Annotated in this window: 18 protein-coding genes; 10 read left to right on the forward strand and 8 right to left on the reverse strand. The window is 59.0% G+C overall.

The window, feature by feature from the left end; genetic code table 11:
* Positions 1-81 precede the first annotated feature (81 nt).
* Positions 82-357, reverse strand: a complete 276-nt coding sequence (gene rpmA / locus ACA071_RS27175) for a 50S ribosomal protein L27 (protein ID WP_046048788.1) — start codon at positions 355-357, stop codon at positions 82-84.
* A gap of 34 nt (positions 358-391) precedes the next feature.
* The gene (gene rplU / locus ACA071_RS27180; RefSeq protein WP_003176051.1) at positions 392-706 is read right to left on the reverse strand and encodes a 50S ribosomal protein L21; all 315 of its coding nucleotides are present in this window, start codon (positions 704-706) and stop codon (positions 392-394) included.
* A gap of 240 nt (positions 707-946) precedes the next feature.
* On the opposite strand from rplU, the gene ACA071_RS27185 reads away from it, so the two are divergent.
* The 3 genes from ACA071_RS27185 to ACA071_RS27195 all read left to right on the forward strand — a co-directional run bounded on the left by ACA071_RS27185 (position 947) and on the right by ACA071_RS27195 (position 2,887).
* A complete protein-coding gene (locus ACA071_RS27185) occupies positions 947-1,915 on the forward strand; it encodes a polyprenyl synthetase family protein (protein ID WP_497641896.1) in 969 nt (322 codons plus the stop codon).
* A gap of 166 nt (positions 1,916-2,081) precedes the next feature.
* Positions 2,082-2,423, forward strand: coding sequence for a zinc ribbon domain-containing protein YjdM (locus ACA071_RS27190; RefSeq protein ID WP_007901863.1), 342 nt, complete (start codon positions 2,082-2,084; stop codon positions 2,421-2,423).
* Positions 2,424-2,629: 206 nt separating this feature from the next.
* A complete protein-coding gene (locus ACA071_RS27195; protein WP_497641897.1) occupies positions 2,630-2,887 on the forward strand; it encodes a PA4570 family protein in 258 nt (85 codons plus the stop codon).
* Positions 2,888-3,020: 133 nt separating this feature from the next.
* Here ACA071_RS27195 and bamJ read toward each other — a convergent pair whose 3' ends face one another.
* Both bamJ and ACA071_RS27205 read right to left on the reverse strand, forming a co-directional pair.
* Positions 3,021-3,638, reverse strand: a complete 618-nt coding sequence (bamJ, locus tag ACA071_RS27200; RefSeq protein WP_169373000.1) for a BamJ family beta-barrel-assembly machinery protein — start codon at positions 3,636-3,638, stop codon at positions 3,021-3,023.
* A 122-nt stretch (positions 3,639-3,760) separates the two neighbouring features.
* Positions 3,761-4,072, reverse strand: coding sequence for a DUF6482 family protein (locus ACA071_RS27205; RefSeq protein ID WP_463258515.1), 312 nt, complete (start codon positions 4,070-4,072; stop codon positions 3,761-3,763).
* Positions 4,073-4,302: 230 nt separating this feature from the next.
* Here ACA071_RS27205 and ACA071_RS27210 point away from each other — a divergent pair, with 230 nt between their 5' ends.
* Entirely contained in the window at positions 4,303-6,189 is a 1,887-nt protein-coding gene (locus ACA071_RS27210; RefSeq protein WP_497641898.1) for a hypothetical protein, read from the forward strand.
* Between the two features lie 65 nt (positions 6,190-6,254).
* Here ACA071_RS27210 and ACA071_RS27215 read toward each other — a convergent pair whose 3' ends face one another.
* Positions 6,255-6,743, reverse strand: a complete 489-nt coding sequence (locus tag ACA071_RS27215; protein ID WP_169372997.1) for a TIGR00645 family protein — start codon at positions 6,741-6,743, stop codon at positions 6,255-6,257.
* Between the two features lie 160 nt (positions 6,744-6,903).
* On the opposite strand from ACA071_RS27215, the gene ACA071_RS27220 reads away from it, so the two are divergent.
* On the forward strand, positions 6,904-8,733 hold the full coding sequence (locus tag ACA071_RS27220; protein ID WP_497641899.1) for a hypothetical protein: 1,830 nt from the start codon (positions 6,904-6,906) through the stop codon (positions 8,731-8,733).
* Here ACA071_RS27220 and ACA071_RS27225 read toward each other — a convergent pair.
* On the reverse strand, positions 8,727-9,068 hold the full coding sequence (locus ACA071_RS27225; RefSeq protein ID WP_133837671.1) for a PA4575 family protein: 342 nt from the start codon (positions 9,066-9,068) through the stop codon (positions 8,727-8,729). The genes ACA071_RS27220 and ACA071_RS27225 overlap by 7 nt on opposite strands.
* Before the next feature lie 296 nt (positions 9,069-9,364).
* Entirely contained in the window at positions 9,365-11,803 is a 2,439-nt protein-coding gene (locus ACA071_RS27230) for a Lon protease family protein (protein WP_497641900.1), read from the reverse strand.
* A 279-nt stretch (positions 11,804-12,082) separates the two neighbouring features.
* On the opposite strand from ACA071_RS27230, the gene ACA071_RS27235 reads away from it, so the two are divergent.
* From ACA071_RS27235 to ACA071_RS27250, 4 genes are all read left to right on the forward strand, one after another.
* Positions 12,083-12,571 (forward strand): DUF3015 domain-containing protein, encoded by a 489-nt coding sequence (locus ACA071_RS27235; protein ID WP_218537511.1) that lies wholly within the window; start codon positions 12,083-12,085, stop codon positions 12,569-12,571.
* A gap of 237 nt (positions 12,572-12,808) precedes the next feature.
* Positions 12,809-14,662 (forward strand): Lnb N-terminal periplasmic domain-containing protein, encoded by a 1,854-nt coding sequence (locus ACA071_RS27240; protein WP_497641901.1) that lies wholly within the window; start codon positions 12,809-12,811, stop codon positions 14,660-14,662.
* A gap of 156 nt (positions 14,663-14,818) precedes the next feature.
* Positions 14,819-15,175 carry a hypothetical protein gene (locus tag ACA071_RS27245; RefSeq protein WP_497641902.1) on the forward strand — a complete coding sequence of 119 codons (357 nt, stop codon included), beginning with the start codon at positions 14,819-14,821 and terminating at the stop codon, positions 15,173-15,175.
* Positions 15,176-15,245: 70 nt separating this feature from the next.
* The gene (locus tag ACA071_RS27250) at positions 15,246-15,740 is read left to right on the forward strand and encodes a GreA/GreB family elongation factor (RefSeq protein WP_497641903.1); all 495 of its coding nucleotides are present in this window, start codon (positions 15,246-15,248) and stop codon (positions 15,738-15,740) included.
* A gap of 76 nt (positions 15,741-15,816) precedes the next feature.
* Here the strand turns inward: ACA071_RS27250 and ettA are convergent, their stop codons facing one another.
* Positions 15,817-17,481 carry an energy-dependent translational throttle protein EttA gene (gene ettA / locus ACA071_RS27255; RefSeq protein WP_497641904.1) on the reverse strand — a complete coding sequence of 555 codons (1,665 nt, stop codon included), beginning with the start codon at positions 17,479-17,481 and terminating at the stop codon, positions 15,817-15,819.
* A gap of 284 nt (positions 17,482-17,765) precedes the next feature.
* Here ettA and ACA071_RS27260 point away from each other — a divergent pair, with 284 nt between their 5' ends.
* The gene (locus ACA071_RS27260) at positions 17,766-21,614 is read left to right on the forward strand and encodes a sensor domain-containing protein (protein WP_497641905.1); all 3,849 of its coding nucleotides are present in this window, start codon (positions 17,766-17,768) and stop codon (positions 21,612-21,614) included.
* Positions 21,615-21,882 lie beyond the last annotated feature (268 nt).

Genomic DNA, 21,882 nt, shown 5'->3' on the forward strand with positions numbered 1-21,882 from the left:
TCACAAACAGCTTTGCAAGAGACTCACCCCACAAACGAAAAAGCCCCGTCGCGAGACAGGGCTTTTCCAGCATCTACGTAATTATGCCGCGACGACTGCAGTCTTCGGAACAATGCTTACGTAACGGCGATTGAAAGCGCCTTTTACTTCGAACTTGATCACGCCGTCGATTTTAGCGAACAGAGTGTGATCTTTACCCATGCCAACACCGTAACCGGCGTGGAATTGGGTGCCGCGCTGACGCACGATGATGTTGCCCGGAATGATAACCTGGCCGCCATACATCTTAACGCCAAGGCGTTTGGCTTCTGAGTCGCGACCGTTACGGGTACTACCACCAGCTTTTTTGTGTGCCATGAGTCAATTCTCCTAGTGAGGAATTAGGCTGAAATTAAGCCTGAATACCGGTGATTTTGATCTCGGTGTACCACTGGCGGTGGCCCATACGCTTCATGTGGTGCTTACGACGACGGAACTTGATGATGCGGACTTTATCGTGACGACCTTGGGAGATCACTTCAGCCACAACGGTAGCGCCTGCAACAACTGGAGCGCCGATGTTCACGTCATCGCCATTGGCGACCAACAGAACGCGATCAAAAGTAACGGATTCGCCGGTAGCGATTTCCAGTTTTTCGATCTTCAGGTATTCACCTGGGGCGACCTTGTATTGCTTGCCACCAGTAACAATTACTGCGTACGACATGGTATTTCTCCGATAATCCTGCTCACCCAGCTCTTTATAAGAAGAGGTATTGGCTGGCATGGCTGCATTGGGCTGGAAGGCCTGATTGCAATTGCGTAAGGCAGGTGCTGCCCAGGAAGTTCAGGGTGCGCGATTGTACGCAAGCTACCCGAGCGATGCAAGAGGCCGTCCATCGCGCCTTGACAGGTCCGGACGTGGGTCCTAGCATGCCGCGCAACCCTTCTGGAGCAACTGTCGCTGATGCAACCCCAAGCTTTCTACCGCGCGGTGGCGGACGATTTTAGTGCCGTCGACGGCATCATCAAGAAGCAGCTGACTTCCCGAGTGCCGCTGGTATCGAAAATCGGCGACTACATTACCTCGGCCGGCGGTAAACGCCTGCGCCCTCTATTAGTGTTGCTGTGTGGCAAGGCCTTGGGTCGCGAAGGCGATGACCTGCGCCTGCTGGCCGCCACCATCGAGTTCCTGCACACCGCCACTCTGCTGCATGACGACGTAGTCGACATGTCCGGCATGCGCCGTGGCCGCTCGACCGCCAACGCCATGTGGGGCAACGCGCCAAGCGTGCTGGTGGGCGACTTCCTGTATTCGCGCTCCTTCGAAATGATGGTCGAACTGGGCTCCATGCCGGTGATGAAGATCCTTTCGCAGGCCACGCGGATCATTGCCGAAGGCGAAGTGTTGCAGTTGTCGAAGGTCCGGGACGCCAGCACGACCGAAGAAGTCTACATGGAGGTCATTCGCGGCAAGACTGCGATGCTCTTCGAGGCCTCGACCCACAGCGCCGCCGCCTTGTGCGAAGCCACGCCGGAACAGCGCGAGGCGTTGCGCACGTTTGGCGACCACCTGGGCGTAGCCTTCCAATTAGTCGACGACCTGCTGGATTACAAAGGTGATGCGGAAACCCTGGGCAAGAACGTCGGTGACGATCTGGCCGAAGGCAAGCCGACCCTGCCACTGATCTACACCATGCGCGAAGGCACCCCGGAACAGGCGGCCCTGGTACGCCAGGCGATCCAGAAAGGTGGCATCGAAGACCTGGAAAGCATCCGTGAGGCCGTTGAAGCTTCCGGTTCGCTGGAGTACACCGCGCAACTGGCCCGTGATTATGTGGCTCGCGCGATCAAGTGCCTCGACGCCCTGCCAGCCAGCGAATATCGCGATGCGCTGGTGGAGTTGAGCGAGTTTGCGGTAGCTCGCACGCACTGATATTCAAAGCAAGATCAAAAGATCGCAGCCTTCGGCAGCTCCTACGGGTGTACACAAAACCCTGCAGGCGCTGCCGAAAGCTGCGATCTTTTGCTGTCAGCTCCCTCCTCCGACAAAACCCTATATAATGTGCGACTTTTAGCGATCCTCAATCCAAGGAGCCTTAGTGAGCACGTTGCCACCCTGCCCGAAATGCAATTCCGAATACACCTACGAAGACGGCGCACAGCTGATCTGCCCAGAGTGCGCCCACGAGTGGTCCGCCAGCGGTGAAGCTGAAGTGGCGTCCGATGACACCGTGAAGAAGGATTCGGTGGGCAACGTCCTGCAGGACGGCGACACCATCACCGTGATCAAGGACCTCAAGGTCAAGGGCACGTCCCTGGTGGTCAAGGTCGGCACCAAGGTCAAGAACATCCGCCTGTGCGATGGCGATCACGACATCGACTGCAAGATCGACGGCATCGGCCCGATGAAGCTCAAATCCGAGTTCGTCAGAAAAGTCTGAACCTGCTGTCTTCCATCCCACGCCCTGCGTGGGATGGTGCTGCACCCTCCCCCGCTTCACCCCGCAATCCCTCGCAGTAGCCAAACGCCAGCCGTTTTGACCTTACGCAACCTTTACCCTGAAAAAAACACAAACTGCCAATAGGCCCTTGCTATTTGATGAATAAGAATTATTCTCATTGAAACCAATCAATGGAGATGAGAACCATGACTTATTTGATCGATGCCTGGCTGGACCGCCCACACCCTTACCTCAGGATCCTGCATCGGGAAACCGGGGAAGTCTGTGCGGTGCTTGAAGAAGAAGCCTTGAACGAACTGCAAGATCAAGGTGATCTGGACGTCAGCGGCTTGAGTTCCAGCGAGCCGGTGGTGCTCAAGGAACTGGTGCGCAATCTGTTTCTGTTCTGCTATGCCCGGGCATTGCGCCCGTCGCATGAACTGCACCATAAGATCGAAGTATGAAACACCGTAAAAAACTGTGGGAGCGAGCTTGCTCGCGATGACTGGCTAGCATTCAACATTACTGTCGACTGTTATGCCGCTATCGCGAGCAAGCTCGCTCCCACATTAGCCCGACGTAATATCGAGCCTGGTCTTACAGAACGTCGAGCAGCTCGACGTCGAACACCAGTACGCTGTGCGGCGGAATGCTGCCAACGCCTTGAGCACCGTAAGCCAGTTCGCTCGGCACGTACAGACGCCATTTGCTGCCGGCATTCATCAGTTGCAGGGCTTCGGTCCAGCCAGCGATCACGCCGCCAACCGGGAATTCTGCAGGCTCGCCGCGCTCGTAGGAGCTGTCGAACACAGTGCCGTCGATCAGGGTGCCGTGGTAGTGAGTGCGCACTTGATCTTCACGGGATGGCTTGGCGCCTTCACCTTGAGTCAGTACTTCGAATTGCAGGCCGGAAGCCAGGGTGGTGATGCCATCGCGCTTGGCGTTTTCAGCCAGGAAGGCCAGGCCTTCGCCAGCAGCGGCTTCAGCTTTGGCAGCTGCTTCGGCTTGCATGATCTCGCGGATCACTTTGAAACTGGCGGACATTTCTTCCTGACCCACACGGCTCGGCTTGCCGGCGAATGCGTCGGTCAGGCCAGCCAGGATCGAATCCAGGTTAACGCCCGGTGGCGGGTTGTCGCGCAGTTGGTCGCCCAACTGACGGCCGATACCGTAGCTGACGCGGGTTTCGTCGGTGGACAGATTTACTTCGGACATGACACTGCTCCGCTGTGCGGACGGCCCTGGAACTTGCCGTGCGGACACAGCGCATCCCGGAGCGCCCGGAACCAAAAGGGCGAGCAGACTAGCACAGAAGCCGTGGCATTGATCAGGGGGCGTCAGCTCTGCCAGGTTGAACGGAAGGCGATCGGCACCTTCAGGGTTTCCTCCTCGATGGCACCGAGCCCGCACATTTCGTCATGCACCGAGGTGTGCACCAGGTTGAATTGCAGCTTGGGGAAAGCGTGCAGGACTTCACGGGCATGCTCGACCGAGCGCAGATGAAACGACTGGCCATGGGTATCGTTCAGTGGATAAGCCGCCCCATGCATCCGCGCTTCCAGCAGATAGATCCCGCCTTCCAGCGAAATCAGGTTCAGCTCATCGATCTTCCCGGCGATGGCGTAGGCATTGAGCTCTTGCAGGTTCATGAGCGCACCTCAAGCAGTGGCGGACCAAGACCCTTACAGGCATATGCCTCGACGCCGTAAAGCACAAGTCGTGCGCAGCAACCGCTCGACAGGCGGTCGCTTTTCGCGCCGACTCGCCGGCACCTGTTGCGCAATGCTGCCTTGGGAGAATGCAGGATCAAGCCCACTCATTTCTGGTAGTGTCGCCGGCTGATTTTTGAATCACCCTTCGCTTCTACGGATATTTTTAAATGGACTTTCATTTCCGCATCGATTCTATCTCCGCGTTTGTACGCAAGTTCCGGCGCGCTGGCCTGTGGCTGGTCGCACTGTCGATTGGCGTAGCACTGGGCACTGCGTACTGGATGGCGCCCACAGAGAAAGAGCGGGTCGCCGCCTATTACGAGGCGCTCGAAAAGCAATTGGTCTGGATCAATGACGCCAGACTGAGAGATGCCATCCGGGCCAAATCGGCCGCCATGATGGAGAAGAGGAAATCCGAATTGTGGATCGCCCAATTTCCAGAGGACCCTGCCTACACCCTGGACCACGCGGTCCTGCTTAAAGAAAGTGCCGACCCCAAGGCCCTGACCAATCACTGGCTCGAGAGTCTGCTCTATGAGCGCAGAGTCTTTGGCGACAACCCCATCGTCGAGTTGCGACCGAAATCATCGGCCGATCCAGATGAGTTTGCCGGGCTGCCGTTTCCTCTTCAGGTGTCCTGGACATCGGCCACCCTGGACGATGGTCAAGTCGTCGAGGCCCGCTTCGAGCCACCCGCGCAAGATAAACCGCTGGCACTGTCGAAGGACAAGTACTCCGACGAGCTTCTGTTGGTCTACCCGCAGAAAAACGGTCAGATGATCAACAAGCGGATTCGGCCTCTGCCCATCACGCTCAATGGCGAGGTCTCGGTGCTGGTTCCTGGCAACGTCGCGCAATTCAACTTTTCCAGAAAAGAGGTTGGCGTCAGTCGTAGCATCGGCAATTTGACCGTCACGCTGTTGAGCGTGGGCGACCACTCTGCCGAAGTCGAACTGCGTAATCGGGCACCGTTGACCCACGAAATAGCCGACAGGAATGTATCTGCGCTCCTCATTCAGGCCCAGGACACCACCGGAAAATTCCTCAAGCCTCGTGGCGAAGTTTTTTTGGGGGATGATGAAGCCCGGCTGTACAAAGAGCAGCTCGATACCCTGCTCAAGCAGAAGACATTCAGTGAACAACTGGCCCAGCAGCAGCAAGAACAACTGACCGCATTCAAAAGAACCTCGCAGGTGCAGTACCGCACGCAATACTTCTTCGGCGACGTGAAAAACATCAGCGTTACCGCCATGGACTTTTCCGATGCCCTGACAGTGCAAAAGACCCTGACGGTGCCGATCTACGACTTTTCATCGTTTGTGGTCGGCAGCGCCCTGCAAGCCATGCCCAGCCCTGTGGTCATCCATGACCTCAAGGCAGAAGCAAAACTGAGCGGCTACAACATGACCGCAGAGCAACTGCTGAAAACGGTGGTTGTGGATCAGGAAATCGTCAGCAATCGGCTCGCAAGGATCGTGTTCCGTGCACAGACCGCGATCAATTGGACCTACGGCAACCCGAAAATGGACGCCCCCGTCACGTTCTACACGCAGGGTACTGATGGCCGGCGCGGAGAGGTCATTGACGTCAGCCCCTATGCCTACAAAGCCGAATTGGACAAGGCGAGAATCAGCTACAACCTCCCGGACTTCTATCTCCACGAAGCACCGGCCTACGCCAGCGGAACCATGAAGCTCGCGCACCCGATCGTGGAAAAAAACCAGTACCCGGTCAGCGCGTTACCCAAGGGCATGAGTGTGCAGGGTAATGCGGTGATTCTGGATGAGCAGGCGTTCAACCAATATGAATGGCACGTAGCCGCCAAAGACGAGAGCGGGCGTTACCTCAAGGTGATGCACGAGCAAGCGCACCGAAAGTCCGCTCATGGGGACAACCTGTTTCAAGTGACGTACTTCTACGGCAAGCCAGCGGTGATCGAGGGGTACTTCCGCGCGGACGTCGAGGCCATTTCATACCCGTTCGCCGTGAAACTGATAAAGCCCAAAACCCCCTGCTACTCCACCGGCACGATCATGATGTCCGGCTGCATGTAACCAGGCAAAAGAACGCCGCACTCTCCGGGGGAAAGTGCGGCGGTCTGGACAGGCTCGATTCGACGTCAGTGCTTGGTCAGCTTATCCAGATACCCCATCGCAAACGCCGAGATCACGAAGGTCATGTGGATGATCACATACCACTTCAAATGCTCGGGATCGACGTTTTTGGCGTCCATGAAGATGCGCAACAGGTGGATCGACGAAATCGCCACGATCGAGGCCGCCACTTTCATCTTCAGCGAAGATGAATCCATGGTGCCCAGCCAGTGGAGCTTCTCTTTGTCCTCATCGATGTCCAGTTCGGACACGAAGTTCTCGTAACCGGAGATCATCACCATCACCAGCAGGCCGCCCACCAGGGCCATGTCGATCAGCGACAGCAGCACCAGGATCAGGTCCGATTCCGCCATCGAGAAGACGTTGGGAATGACATGAAAGACTTCCTGGAAGAACTTCAGCGCCAGCGCCAGCAAGCCCAGGGACAAACCAAAGTAGATCGGCGCCAGCAGCCAGCGGGAGGCGTACATTGCATTTTCGATAAAGCGTTCCATTGAATCTCACACAAGGGCTGGTAAATGGCGGCGAGTATATCAGTCGCCTGTAACACCCAGAAACCACCCGAAAATCCGTAACCTGCGCGTGTGTGACAAAGTTTTTCTGCTAGTGTCCAAACCATTGACAGTTCAGCGACACCGGACAGGAAGACAGGAAATGGATGTGCGATTGCCTTTAACCAGTGCCGGACTTTGCCTCGCGTTGCTGCTCGGCGGGTGTTCACCCAGCGATGAGAAGCGCCAGGTCAGCCTCGAAGAAAAAACCGCGCAGTTCGAAAAGTCCCTGGATGCCATTCAGGACCCGAAACTCAAGGACGCCGTTGCCGAGCTGGGCGGCTCGCTGCTGTTGCTCGAACGGGCGCAGCTCAAGCTCGACAGCAAACCGCTGCAAACCGAGTACAGCGAAGACGCCCTGGCGGTGCTCAAGCACTACCCCACGCCCCAGGCGCTGGTGGATACCTACATCAACGGCCTGTTTGTACTGCACAAGGATTCCAGCTCCGACTACCTGACCGACCTGCAACCGGTGTTTCCCTTCAATTTCAGCATACCGGCAGCCTTCCTCTTTCCCCACGGCCTGGAATGGCAATCGGTGACCCTGAGCAACAAGCGCGTCATCCCGTTCCAGCCGGAATGGTCGGAAACCGATCCCGGCATTCAGTTGAGCCCTTCCAGCTCGAACCTGACCAACCCCGATGACCTGACGGTGACTTACCCGTTCATCGACGGCCTGGACGTGGAAAACAAAAACCAGCCGCAACCGGTGAGCCTGCAAGGCAAGGTCGAAGTCATTGCCCCTCGGCGGCTGTACAGTTTTGACCTGACCAAGAAGGACGTCGGCCAGACGCGCACCAACGACAACCTCAGCGTCACCCTGCTGAGCCTGGCGACCAACTACGCCGAAGTCGAATTCACCAACAGCCTGCCAATGGCCCCCGCAGTCAGCGAGACGCCGCTCAACCCGCTGATCGTGCAGGCCAGGGACAGCACCGGGCAATTTCTCTCCCGCTCGGGTTCGATCAACGAAACCGCGACGCAAATCGCCTTCTATCAAAAACAACTGGCGCAGATGCAACAGCAGAAAGCCTGGAGTGAGCCGTTCGAAAAACAACTGGATGAAGACCAGCGAGCGTTCGAGAAGCAGCAGACCCGGCATTACACCAAGGTGTATTTCAACGGCCCGATCGAGACGCTCGAAGTCAGCGTGCTGGACTTTTCCACCGCCACCGTGACCCGCAAGGATCTGGACCTGCCGGTCCGCCGCTTTGATCACAACACCACCGAGAAGACCATCCAGCCGCTGAGCCTGCCGGTGGTGGTGTACGACGACCAGGCGCCGATCTGGCTCAAAGGCGCGACACTCGGGGAAGAACAACTGAAAAAGAGCGTCAACATCACGCAATCGGTGGATGACCCCAGCGCGGCGCGCATCGAGTTCGACCATCCGCGCGGCTTCAACGACGAACTGCTCGGCACGTCCTTCAGCCCTGGCGATAGCCCGGTAACGTTTTTTACCGCAGGCGATAACGGCAAGCGTGATGAACCGATCGAACTGCCGCCCGAGGCCTACCAGGTCGATCCATTGCGCGGCACCATCACTTACGATTTGAACCTGTTTCCGGAAACACCCGCCTTCGCCGTGGGTTCGATGCCGCTGTTCCTGGCCACCGTCGAACAGAAAAACCTCGACGTGCACCAACTGCCCAAGGGCCTGGAACTCAAGGGCAACGCGCTAGTGGTCGATCTGAAGCTGTTTCCCGCCCAGGACTGGCGCTTTTTCGCCAAGGACGACAGCGGCAATTATCTGAAAGAGATTCTTTCGGTCAGTCATGACGCGAGCGCAGAAGGGCCCGCGCTATTTGGCGTGCATTACTTCTATGGCCAGCCGACGCGACTGGAAACCTACCAGCGGACCGACCTCGCCACCGTGCAATACGGCTTCGAGGTCAAACTCGACAAAACCGAGCTGCCCAACCCGACTCAGTGATCAGGGCGAAACTCGAAGCCACCCAGGCTTCGAACGCGGCCACCATTGATTTCCCGCAGCTGGGCTTGCAGGTGCAGGCTCCAGATTTGCGGATCATCGGCCAGCTCGTAGCCATGCAGGGTCAGGCTTTCAACAATCGTGTCGAGGATCGATTCAGCCACGAATGGGCCATGGAAAGGGCCTTGAGCCTTGATGGCCGAAGGTTGTTCGCCTGCCATTCCGGCGGCGAAGAGTAAGGTCCACATGCCCGTATCTCCCGCCAATGGGCGGATAGCGCACTCGATACGGGTCACAAGACCCAGGCATTGACGGGTGAGGCAGAGGTTGCGCGACATGGCGGCGACCCTCGATAGATCCGGTATTCAGCCATCATGGGAAGGCTGTTTCGATCCAGTGATTACTGTCCTTATCCTTGAGCTGAGAATAGAAGAAAAGTTCGCTTCGCAAGCAATGCGAGACCAGAAGGCGCCGAGCGGTCATTGTGTGAATATTGACGTCAGACTGATGGCACTGATCGTTCCCACGCTCTGCGTGGGAATGCAGCCCGGGATGCTCCGCGTCCCTTTAAAGGCGAGACGCAGAGCGTCACAGGAGGCATTCCCACGCGGAGCGTGGGAATGATCATGGTGGGTTAAGCCGGTTTGGCTTCGACCAACGCTTCCAGTGCGATTTCCTTCTCGGCTTCCTTGAGATCTTCTTCGCTGATCATTTCCGCGATCACTCGCAGGCGCTCCACTACCCGCGCATTAACGCTGCCTTCCGGGAATTCACCGTTCTCGTCCGGCGCACCGGCAGGCTCGCCCACCAACAGGCTCAGCGCCTCGTCAGCCTGACGCACGGCGTAGACATGGAACTGCCCCGCACGCACCGCCGACAGCACTTTTTCATCAAGCATCAGCGTCGCGACGTTGGCCTGAGGAATGATCGCCCCCTGCTCACCAGTCAGCCCACGGGCTTCGCAGAGGCGGAAGAAGCCTTCGATCTTCTCGTTGACCCCGCCCACCGCCTGCACTTCACCGAACTGGTTGATCGAACCGGTAATCGCAAAGCACTGCTTGAGCGGGGTTTTCGACAAGGCCGAGATCAGCGTGCACGCCTCACCCAACGACGCACTGTCGCCATCGACGTAACCGTAAGACTGCTCCAGGGCGATGCTCGCCGAAATCGCCAGCGGGAATTCCTGAGCGTAACGACTGCCCAGATACCCGGTCAGGATCATCACGCCCTTGGAGTGAATCGGCTGGCCGAGGTTGACCTCACGCTCAATGTCGACAATGCCGCTGCCGCCCGGATACACCGTGGCGGAAATCCGCGCCGGCACACCGAACGCCGAGTCACCGACCTCCAGCACCGTCAACCCGTTGCACTTGCCGACCGCCGCGCCGTCGGTGTCAATCAGGATGATCCCCGCCAGCATGTCGTCGAGAATCCGCGCCGACACACGACCGGTGCGAGTCGCTTTGGCTTTCAGCGCACGCTCGATGTGCCCGGCATCCGTCATCTCGTCGCCGGCCAGATGACGGATGAAGTCCGCCTCGCTGACCAGTTGAAACAGATCGCCAATGCGCGCCGACAAGCGCCCCTGGTGTTCCGCCAGACGCGCGCTGTAGGTCGCCAGACGTGCCACCGCATCCGCCGTCAGCGGCGCCATGCCTTCTTCGGAGGTGCGGGTTTTGAGCAACTGGGCGAACTGCTCCAGGCTCTCGTCGACCATCGGGATGTCTTCGTCGAAATCCACCAGGACGCGGAACATCTCCTGGAAGTCCGGATCGAGGTCTTGCAGCGTGTAGTAGAGCTGCCGGGCGCCGATGATGATGACTTTGACCTGCAACGGAATGTGTTGCGGGGTCAGGGTTACGGTGGCCAGGCGTCCCAGTTCACCGAGCGGCGATTCCATTTTCAGTTTGCGCGATTGCAGGGCGCGCTTGAGCGCATCCCACACGAACGGCTCGCTGAGCATTTTTTCCGCTTCCAGGATCAGGAAGCCGCCGTTGGCCCGATGCAACGCACCCGGTCGCAACTGCCGATAAGTCGTGTAGAGCGCACCCTGATCGGTGCTGTATTCGATACGGCCGAACAGGTTTTCGTAAGTCGGGTGCGGCTCAAACACCACCGGCGCACCGCCGCTTGCCGAATGACCGACCACCAGGCTCGGCGCGTATTGCTCTTCGAGCATCTTGCGGGCAACGGCATCGACCTTGCTGTCGTCGACCAATTGCTCGACCACGGTTTTCAGCAGGTAAACCTGCATGGCTTGCAGGTAGCCGCACACCGCCGCGTTCTCGGCGTACTTCTCCGACAACGGCGACAGCAACGGCTGCAAGGCCAGGGTGATGGTTTCTTCGTTGAGCTGGCGCAGCAGATTGCTGGACTCGCGTTTCCATTGCGGCAGGCTGGCGAGTTCTTCATTCAGGCGCTCTTCCAGACCCGAGATATCCTCGTGAAAACGCTCGCGATCCGCTTCCGGCAATTGCGCGAATTCCGCTTCGTCCAGCGCCTTGCCTTCGCTCATCGGCGTGAAGGCGATGTTGCTGGCGTCGCGGTACAGCGCGACTTCCTTCTCCAGCGCCAGGCGCTCGATGATGTCCAGCGCCTTGTCGTAGCGTTGGTTGAAGGCGCGGTCGATCGCACTTTTCTTCTGCTGGTAGGACGGGTGTTCGAACACCGCCGGAAACGTCGCTACCAGGTTGTCGATCAAGCCGTTGACATCACCGATGAACGCACCGGCAGTGCCCGATGGCAATTCCAGGGCGCGGGGTTCGCGGGGCTCATCGAAATTGTTGACGTAGACCCAGTCCGCCGGGGTCTGCAGGCGCTTGCCTTCGGCCTTCAGGTAGCGTTTGACGAACGAGAACCGGCCAGTGCCAGGCTCGCCCATGACGAATACGTTGTAACCGGGGCGTGGCATGGCCACACCGAATTGCAGCGCTTCAACAGCACGTTCCTGGCCGAGCACACCGCGAAAAGGCTCCAGATCATTGGTGGTAGAGAAGCTGAACTGTTCAGCGGAAAACGGACGGGTCAGCGCTTCGGGCGCTAGACGCAAGCTGGCAGCAACAGGATCAGGCATCGGGCTTCCTTACATCAGGCGGGGCAGATAGCGGCATTCTGGCGCTGCCATACCCGACTGGCAAGGCGCGCCTCAAGTCAAAGCATAGACAAACCGCTATCCCCACGCGGGGCGGGGCCAAATCAATGTTTTACGAGGAATGTTTTGCAAAAAATCACGGAACCCTTGGAACGTGCCTAAACTCCAAACTGCGCGGCTGGAACTAAATAACCGGCCCACTGGCGCCAATGAGGTGCCAAACCCCTTGTCCATTGGTATGCACACAAAGAGAACAAAGCTATGAAACGGATTCTTCTCGGTACTCTCTTCACCGTTGTATCCCTCAATGCCATGGCTCAAGCGCCAGGCGGCCCGGATTGTGGTTGGGGCAACATGCTGTTCGAAGGGCAGCGTGGCACCCCGGCTCACTTCCTGGCATCCACCACCAACGGCACGTCCGGTAATGCAACATTTGGTATGACTTCCGGCACCAACGGTTGCTCGACCAATGCGTCGCTGACCTATGGCGGCAAATCCTGGATTGCCATGAATGGCATGATGAACGAGCTGTCTGAAGACATGGCTAAAGGTCAGGGCGAAGCGCTGACGACTTACGCCGTGGTACTGGGCGTGGCGCCGGAAGACCGTGCGCATTTCGCCGCTGTGACTCACGAGCACTTCCAGCAGATCTTCAGCAAGGCTGACGTGACCGCTGACGACGTGCATACCAACACCCTGGCCGTCCTGAAGAGCGATCCTCGTCTGGCCAAGTACGCCACTCAAGCTTAAGCTCAACCCAGCCGCTCCTTTCGGGGAGCGGCTTTTGTTTTTTGGACCTGCCCTCTTTGGGTAATGCCAACCGACTGTAGGAGCTGTCGAGTGCAACGAGGCTGCGATCTTTTGATCTTTCGCTTGAGACTCAAGTGAGCCGGGAAAGATCGCAGCCTCATTGCACTCGACAGCTCCTACGGGTACATGGCATCCGCCTCTTTGGGTCTTTGTTTCTTTCGACTTAAGTTGCCCACTATGCTCAAACGCCTTGCCTGGCTGGCGCTCTGTGTCTGCGCCCCGCTGTCCGCCGCGCCATACATCGACGATCAACGTTTGCAGCAACTGGCCAACGACCCTTTCTGGATTTCCCTGGGCCATTACGAAACCGCCAAGCTCGGCGGCTGGCGCAGCTATGTCAGCGACCAGAAATTCTTCCTCGCCCCCGACGGCAATGAACATCCCGATCGAGAACTGGCCGCGACGGTAAAAGCGCTGTATGCCCCGGCCAGCACGGGTGAAAAACATGCCCAATGCGTCTACCCGGCCCGCACCCGCTGGCTGAAGGCACAGCTGAACCTGACTGACCTGCCAACCCTGGACTGCGCTGAATTCAAGCAATGGTTCAAGGATGTCGCGCCCCACAGTGCGGTGATGATCTTCCCGGCGGCGTACCTGAACAGCCCGTCATCGATGTTCGGCCATACCCTGCTGCGTATCGATCAGGCGAATGTGCAAAGCGATCAGACCGCGCTGCTCAGCTACGCGATCAATTTCGGCGCGTATATCGAAGGCTCGGACAACAGCATCCTCTACGCCTGGAAAGGTCTGATGGGTGGTTATCCCGGTTTGTTTGCGCTGGTGCCTTATCAGGAAAAACTGTCCGAATACCGGAGCCTGGAGAACCGCGACCTATGGGAATACCGGCTGAACCTGACCCCGCCAGAAACCGAGCGCATGGTCGAGCACGTCTGGGAACTCAAGCAGATCCAGTTCGACTATTTCTTCTTTGACGAAAACTGCTCCTACCGCCTGCTGGAACTGCTGCAAGTGGCGCGGCCGAGCCTGCGCTTGACCGAACAATTCCCGCTGACCGCGATCCCCACCGACACCGTCAAAGCCGTGAAAGAGGCCGGTTTGGTGGAATCGATTGAATATCGCCCGTCCCGCGAGCGTGAACTGCTGAGCCGCGCCGAGCCATTGACCGGTGAAGAACAGGATTGGGTGCTGAAAGTCAGCGCCGATCAAAAACAACTGCAAGACCCGGCCTTCAAGGCGCAACCCAAGGACCGTCAGGCGCTGATCATCGACGCGGCCTATCGCCTTGAACGCTACCGCGCCAATGGTCAGGAACGCGACCCGGCACGGGCCCAGCGCAGCTTCGAACTGTTGCGAGCCATCAACCAGAACCCGCCGCCAGAGTTGGACATCCCGCGCCCCGGTTTGCCGGAAGACGGTCACGAATCCCGCACCTGGCAGGCCGGCCTCGGCACCCGGGGCGACAAGGCTTTCGGCGAGTACGGCTTGCGCATGGCCTATCACGATCTCAACGACAATGCCGAGAGCTTCCCGCTGGGCGCGCAGATTGAAATCCTGCAGATGAAACTGCGTCAGTACGAAGGCAATCACTGGCAATTGCAGCAACTGGATTTGGCGACCATTCGCTCGCTGACGCCGCGTAATGAGCTGTTGCAGCCGCTGTCGTGGCAAGTCACCGGCGGCCTGGAGCGGGTGCCGGGCAAGCATGACGATGAAACCCTGGTCAGCCACGTCAATGGCGGCGCCGGCGGGACCTGGCAACTGGGCGACGATGTACTCGGGTTTGCCTTGGGCACCGTGCGCATCGAACACAACAACGACTTCGCCGGGTTCGTGGCCCCGGCTGCCGGTTTCAACAGCGGCGTGTTGTGGAAAAACCCGCTGGGCAACTTCAGCCTGGAAACCAAGGGCGATTTCTTCACCAACGGCGAAGTGCGCCGTAGCGTGAGTCTGAACCAGCAGTGGGAATTGTCGCGCAACCTGGGTCTGCGCCTAAGCGCCCAGCGCGAATTCAGCCACCTCGCCTCGCCCGAGAATGAAGTGATGCTTGAGGTGAAGTGGTATCACTACTAGATCAAAAGATCGCAGCCTTCGGCAGCTTCTACATTCGATCGCACACACCTGTAGGAGCTGCCGAAGGCTGCGATCTTTTGATCTTTCTTTCACGCCCCACTCACGAATCGACTTCTAGACTTGCTACATAGGCCGTCGAACGGCCGGGAGTCTGAAATGTGGCGTTGCGTGGGTGTGTTGGGGTTGCTGCTGTTGTGCGCGGGTTGCCAGTCGACCCACGAAGATCTGATCGCCAAGGGTTACCCGCCAGCTTTCGCCGATGGCTTCGATGACGGTTGCATCAGTGGCCGCCAGGCCGCGGGGGCGATGACCGGTGAATTCCGCAAGAACGTGCCGCGCTACCTCAAGGACAAGCAATACGCCGAGGGCTGGGGCGATGGCTTCCGCCAGTGCCAGGCGATGCTGGAAAACCGCGACCGCGAGGACTATCGCAGCCACCAATGGGACGACCGCGAACGCGCCTGGCAGCAACAGAAAGACCAGGACGCAGCCCGGGCTTTTCGCTCGCAATAGGTCGCTGACAGACATCCGTCGAAACTTAAACCCTGCAACCATGGCCCAAACCCTATAACGGGAGAAAACCATGAGTCGTGCCTTCGTCAATGAAGATAACGCCGCCGCGCAAGCTGACCAGCCAGTAGAACGGCAGGTCAGCGCGCAGCCCAATTACGTCACCCCGGCCGGGCTCGCTCAGCTTCAGGCGAAACTCGCCGAGGTGCAAAACCTGCTCAATGAACAAAGCGCCAAAGGTGAACTGGCCGACAAACAGCGCCAGGCTGACCTTGAGCGTGACTGGCGCTATTTCAATCAGCGATTGCAAAGCGCTCAGCTGGTTGTTCCGGCCTCCTCGACCGGCAAAGTGCAGATTGGCGGTTGGGTAACGTTTGCCGATGACCAGGGCAACGAGCAACGGGTGCAGTTGGTGGGTGAGGATCAGGCGGAGGCGGCCAGTGGGTTGATCAATTGGGGTTCGCCGCTGGGGCGGGCGTTGCTCGGGGCGCAGGTCGGGGATGAGGTGCTGTGGAAGCGGCCGGCGGGGGATTTGGTGATTGAGGTGCTGAACGTCGATATCGAGTGACGCGATTTACCTGAACAACACCCATAAAAAAACGGAGCCCCCAAAAGCTCCGTTTTTTCATGCAGCCAACCCGATATCAGGCCAGTTTCTTGTGCCGTACACGGTGCGGCTGGGCAGCCGCTTCGCCGAGGCGTTTCTTGCGATCGGCTTCGTACTCGGAGTAGTTACCTTCGAAGAACACCGCTTGCGAGTCGTCTTCGTACGCAAGGATGTGAGTCGCGACGCGGTCAAGGAACCACCGATCGTGAGAGATCACAATGGCGGCGCCCGGGAAGTCCAGCAGCGCTTCTTCCAGGGAACGCAGGGTTTCAACGTCGAGGTCGTTGGACGGTTCGTCGAGCAGCAGGACGTTGCCGCCCTCTTTCAAGGTCAGGGCCAGGTGCAAGCGACCGCGCTCACCACCGGACAGGTCCTTGACGAACTTCTGCTGATCGCCGCCCTTGAAGTTGAAGCGACCGACGTAAGTACGCGACGGGATCTCGTAGTTGCCGATGCGGATCTGATCGGAACCGTCGGAGATTTGCTGGAACACAGTCTTACTGCCATCCAGGTCATCACGGCTCTGGTCAACACACGCCAGTTGCACGGTTTCGCCGACTTCGATGCTGCCCGAATCCGGTTGCTCCTTGCCCATCAGCATGCGGAACAGCGTGGATTTACCGGCACCGTTACCGCCGATCACGCCAACGATGGCGCCTTTAGGCATGGAGAACGACAGGTTGTCGATCAACACGCGATCGCCATAGCCCTTGGAGACGTTCTTGAACTCGATGACCTTGTCACCCAGGCGCGGACCGGCCGGGATGTAGATCTCGTTGGTTTCGCTGCGCTTCTGGAATTCCTGCGATTGCATTTCTTCGAAGCGTTGCAGACGAGCCTTGGATTTGGACTGGCGGGCCTTGGCGCCTTTGCGCACCCACTCCAGTTCTTCCTTCATGGCTTTTTCGTGGGCCGACTGCTGCTTGGATTCGGCAGCCAGACGATCCGACTTGGCTTCAAGCCAACCCGAATAGTTGCCCTCGTACGGGATACCGGCGCCGCGGTCGAGTTCGAGGATCCAGCCAGCGACGTTGTCCAGGAAGTAACGGTCGTGCGTAATCGCGACCACGGTGCCCGGGAAGTCGTGCAGGAAGTGCTCCAGCCAGGCGACGGAATCGGCGTCCAAGTGGTTGGTCGGTTCGTCGAGCAGCAGCATGTCGGGGGCGGACAGCAGCAGGCGGCACAGGGCCACACGACGCTTTTCACCACCGGACAGGAATTCGACCTTGGCATCCCACGCCGGCAGACGCAGCGCATCGGCGGCGACTTCCAGTTGGCGATCCAGGTTGTGACCGTCGCTGGCTTGCAGGATGGCTTCGAGCTTGGCCTGTTCAGCGGCCAGTTTGTCGAAGTCGGCGTCTTCATCGGCGTAAGCCGCGTAGACCTCGTCCAGGCGCGCCTGGGCGTTCTTGATCACGCTGACCGCTTCCTCGACCACTTCACGCACGGTCTTGGTCGGGTCCAGGATCGGTTCCTGCGGCAGATAGCCAATGTTCAGGTCCGGCATCGGACGGGCTTCGCCCTCGAACTCGGTGTCGACGCCGGCCATGATTTTCAACAGCGTGGACTTACCCGAACCGTTGAGGCCGAGTACGCCGATCTTGGCGCCGGGGAAGAACGACAGCGAAATGTTTTTCAGGATTTCCCGCTTCGGCGGAACAACTTTGCCCAGCCGATGCATGGTGAAGACGTATTGAGCCATGGAGAACCTTGGGTCAGTGACAGATGATTTGGAGCGCAGGCGTTGCCCGGCCAGGCCTTGCACGCTGCCAGCGATTGATAGTTATCAATACGTGCGCGTGAGAAAAGCCTGAGTCTAGGAGCTGGAACGCTCCCGCGTAACCGGCAAAGCTACCTGAATGACAAGTGGCAGTCCAGCCGTGAGGGGCTGGCACTTCGCCACAACTCAAGGCATGCTAGCCGCCCTTCGGGCGTCCGGCTTATAGTGCACGTCGCGCCAGTCCAGCCAAACCGCAGGATTTCAGTTTGCCTAATGTCACGCCGCCTCTTTCTTCCCGTGCACCGGCTGCCGCGCTCGGCTCCCCCCTGCGCGGAACCCTGAAGGGCGCGCTGGCGACACTCGTGCTATTGCTGCTCGCGCTGCTGTTTTGGCAATTGCTGGATCAGTTGAGCGAAACCCAGAAAAACCAACGCCAGTACACCATCGACTACACCGCCGACCTGGCCTCGCAAGTCAGCCTGAACATGGCGCTCAACGCGCAGATCGCCCTTAATCTGCTACCGATCGTCGAGCAGCCGCAATCAGCCGACGAACAGCAAGTGCTGCTGCGCCGGCTTCAGCAGTCGCTGCCCGACCTGCGCAGCCTGGCGTTACTCAGCCCCTCCGGCAAAATCCTCAGCGACAGCGCCGCCGACAGCCAGGACGCCGATTACCTGAGCGATCTGGTACGCCGCAGCCGATCGCAAGCCCACTATTTCAGTAACGCCGACGATGGCTCGGTGGTGCACTTGTTGCTGCACCAGGCCAGCGGCAGCAGTCGCGGTTATTGGGCGTTGCGCCTGACCCCGACGTTTTTCTCCTCCCTGACCAAACAGGGCGAAGCCGGCATCCGCCCGTTGTGGCTGGTGGAAAACCGCGTCAATCATCAAATCATCAGCCGCGATGAAGCCCTGCCCGCCGTCAAACAGGGCACGCTGAGCGAGGATGACCTGGCCAACAGTGTGCTGACCGTGCCGCTGAGCAGCAGCGACTGGCAACTGCGTGGGCTGTTCGACCGCCAACAGGTACTCGAACAACTGCTGCCGGCGTTCATCGGCAAATGCCTGCTCGGCCTGGCGTTTTCCCTGCTGCCGCTGATCGCGCTGTTGAGCATGCGCCGCCGTCAGCGGCAGTTGCATGAGGGGCGTCGACGCTATCAGGACATTTTCGAAGGCACCGGCGTGGCGCTGTGCGTGCTCGACCTGTCCGGGCTGAAAAACTTTTTCGACAAGGCCCAGCTCAACAGCAGCGAACAACTGAAAGCCTGGCTCCAAATCCCTGAGCAACGCCAGCAACTGCTGCAAGAGCTGCGCATCACAGAGGTTAACCAGGTCGCCCTGCAACTGCTCAACGTCAACTCCTGCGACCAGGCCTGGAAGCTGCTGATCGACGGTAGCCCGCTGGACAGCACCGCGATCGGCAACCAGATGCTGGAGGCCGTGCTCAACCAGCAGAAACAACTCGAACTGGAAATCAAACTTCAGGACAACAACGGCCGCGACCAGCACCTGTGGCTGGTGCTGCGCCTGCCGGAAGAGCAGCACGACTACAAAGCGGTGATCTTGAGCATCAACGACATCACCAGCCGCAAGCTGATCGAACTGTCGCTGCTGGAGCGTGAAGGTTTCTGGTCGGACGTGGTGCGCACCGTGCCGGATCACCTGTACGTGCAGGATGTGATCAGCCAGCGGATGATCTTCAGCAACCACCACCTGGGGCAGACGCTGGGCTACAACCGCACCGAGCTGCACCAGATGGGCGAATACTTTTGGGAAATCCTCCTGCACCCCGAAGATGCCGACTATTACCACCGCTCGCGCCAGACCCAGCGCCAGGCCGGTTATTCGCAATTGCTGCAATGCCAACTGCGTTTCCGGCATCGCGACGGCAAGTGGCGGCGTTTCGACATTCGCGAACAGGCCCTGGCCCGGGACAAGCACGATCAGGTCACGCGGATCATCGGCGTGGCCAAGGACATCACCGAACAGATCGAGGCCAGCGAATCCCTGCGCGACAGCGAGCAGCGCTACCGCATGCTTGCCGAAAGCATCAGCGACGTGATTTTCTCCACCGACAACAAGCTCTCGCTCAATTACGTCAGCCCGTCGGTGCAGGCCGTGCTCGGGTATGACGTCGACTGGATTTTCCAGAACGGCTGGCAATCGACCATCGCCAATCCGCAGCAACTGAGCGGCATCTACGGTTTGATGGATCGGGTCAGCAAAGCCCTGGATAAACCTGATCAACTGGCGTTGCTGCGCAGCCAGGTACAAACCCAATTGTTCCTGTTCGACTGCCTGCGGGCCGACGGACGCAAAATCCCGATCGAGCTGCGATTGGTTCTGGTGTGGGACGAGCATGGCGCCTTCGAAGGCGTGCTCGGGGTCGGTCGCGACATCAGCCAGCAGCGCCGCGCCGAGAAAGACCTGCGCATGGCGGCCACGGTATTCGAACACTCGACCTCGGCGATCCTGATCACCGACCCGGCCGGTTACATCGTCCAGGCCAACGAGGCGTTCAGTCGCGTCAGCGGTTATGCGGTGTCGCAGGTCCTCGATCAGTTGCCGAACATGCTCACTGTCGATGAGCAGCAGGAAGCCCATCTGCGTTATGTGCTCAAGCAATTGCATCAGCACAGCACCTGGGAAGGCGAAGTCTGGCTCAAGCGCCGCAACGGCGAGCATTACCCGGCGTGGGTCGGTATCACGGCGGTGCTGGACGATGAAGGCGACCTCGCCAGTTACGTGTGCTTCTTCAGCGATATCAGCGAGCGCAAGGCCAGTGAACAGCGGATTCACCGCCTGGCCTATTACGACGCCCTGACCCACCTGCCCAACCGCACGCTGTTTCAGGATCGCCTGCACACCGCCCTGCAATCGGCAGAACGCCAGAAGTCCTGGGTGGTGCTGATGTTCCTCGACCTCGACCGTTTCAAACCGATCAACGACTCCCTGGGCCACGCCGCCGGCGACCGCATGCTCAAGGAAATGGCCACACGGCTACTGGGCTGCGTCGACGATGACGACACCGTGGCGCGCATGGGCGGCGATGAGTTCACCTTGCTACTGCAACCGCGGATCAACCGTGAAGTGGCACTGAACCGGGCCATTCACGTGGCCGAGCAGATTCTCGCCAGCCTGGTGAAACCGTTTGTACTGGAAGGTCGCGAGTTCTTCGTCACCGCCAGTATCGGCATTGCCTTGAGCCCACAGGACGGCAACGAACTCAGTCAGTTGATGAAGAACGCCGACACCGCGATGTACCACGCCAAGGAGCGCGGCAAAAACAACTTCCAGTTCTATCAGGCCGACATGAACGCCAGCGCCCTGGAGCGTCTGGAGCTGGAAAGCGACTTGCGCCACGCCCTGGAACAGAACGAATTCGTGCTGTATTACCAGCCGCAATTCAGCGGTGACGGCAAACGTCTTACTGGTGCCGAAGCGCTGCTGCGCTGGCGCCATCCACGTCGCGGGCTGGTGCCGCCGGGGGATTTCATTCCGGTGCTTGAAGAGCTCGGTCTGGTGGTGGACGTCGGCGACTGGGTAATCAGCGAGGCCTGCCGCCAGCTCAAGACCTGGCATCAGGCCAAGGTGCGAGTGCCGAAGGTCTCGGTGAATATCTCGGCGCGGCAGTTCTCCGATGGCCAGCTCGGCACGCGAATCGCCACCATCCTCAAGGAAACCGGCCTGCCGCCGGCGTGCCTGGAGCTGGAGCTGACCGAAAGTATCCTGATGCGCGAAGTCAGCGAAGCGATGCAGATTCTCGCCGGGTTGAAAAACCTTGGCCTGAGCATTGCGGTCGACGACTTCGGCACCGGTTATTCATCGCTCAATTACCTCAAGCAGTTCCCGATCGACGTGCTGAAAATCGACCGCACCTTTGTCGATGGCCTGCCGTCGGGTGAGCAGGATGCGCAGATTGCCCGGGCGATCATCGCCATGGCCCATAGCCTCAATCTGGCGGTGATCGCCGAGGGCGTGGAAACCCACGAGCAACTCGACTTCCTGCGTGAGCACGGTTGCGATGAGGTTCAGGGGTACCTGTTCGGCCGGCCGATGCCGGCGAGCCGGTTTGAGGCGCAGTTCAGCAATGATGCGCTCTTCATGTTCGACTGAAATCCTGCGGCGCCTGTTGATCGTTCCCACGCTCTGCGTGGGAATGCAGCCCGTGACGCTCCGCGTCACATGCCGAAGCGGACGCAGAGCGTCCAATGGGGCATTCCCACGCGGAGCATGGGAACGATCACTGGTTACCGTCCAGCACAATCACCGCTGATCCCGTCATGAAGCCCACTTGTCTGCGACATGATGTCCTTTCATATGCCATCTAAAACCCATTGGGTTAGAATGCCCCCCTTTTCTGCCCCGATCCTTGAGGACCGCC

Source organism: Pseudomonas sp. LBUM1646 (assembly GCF_059716165.1).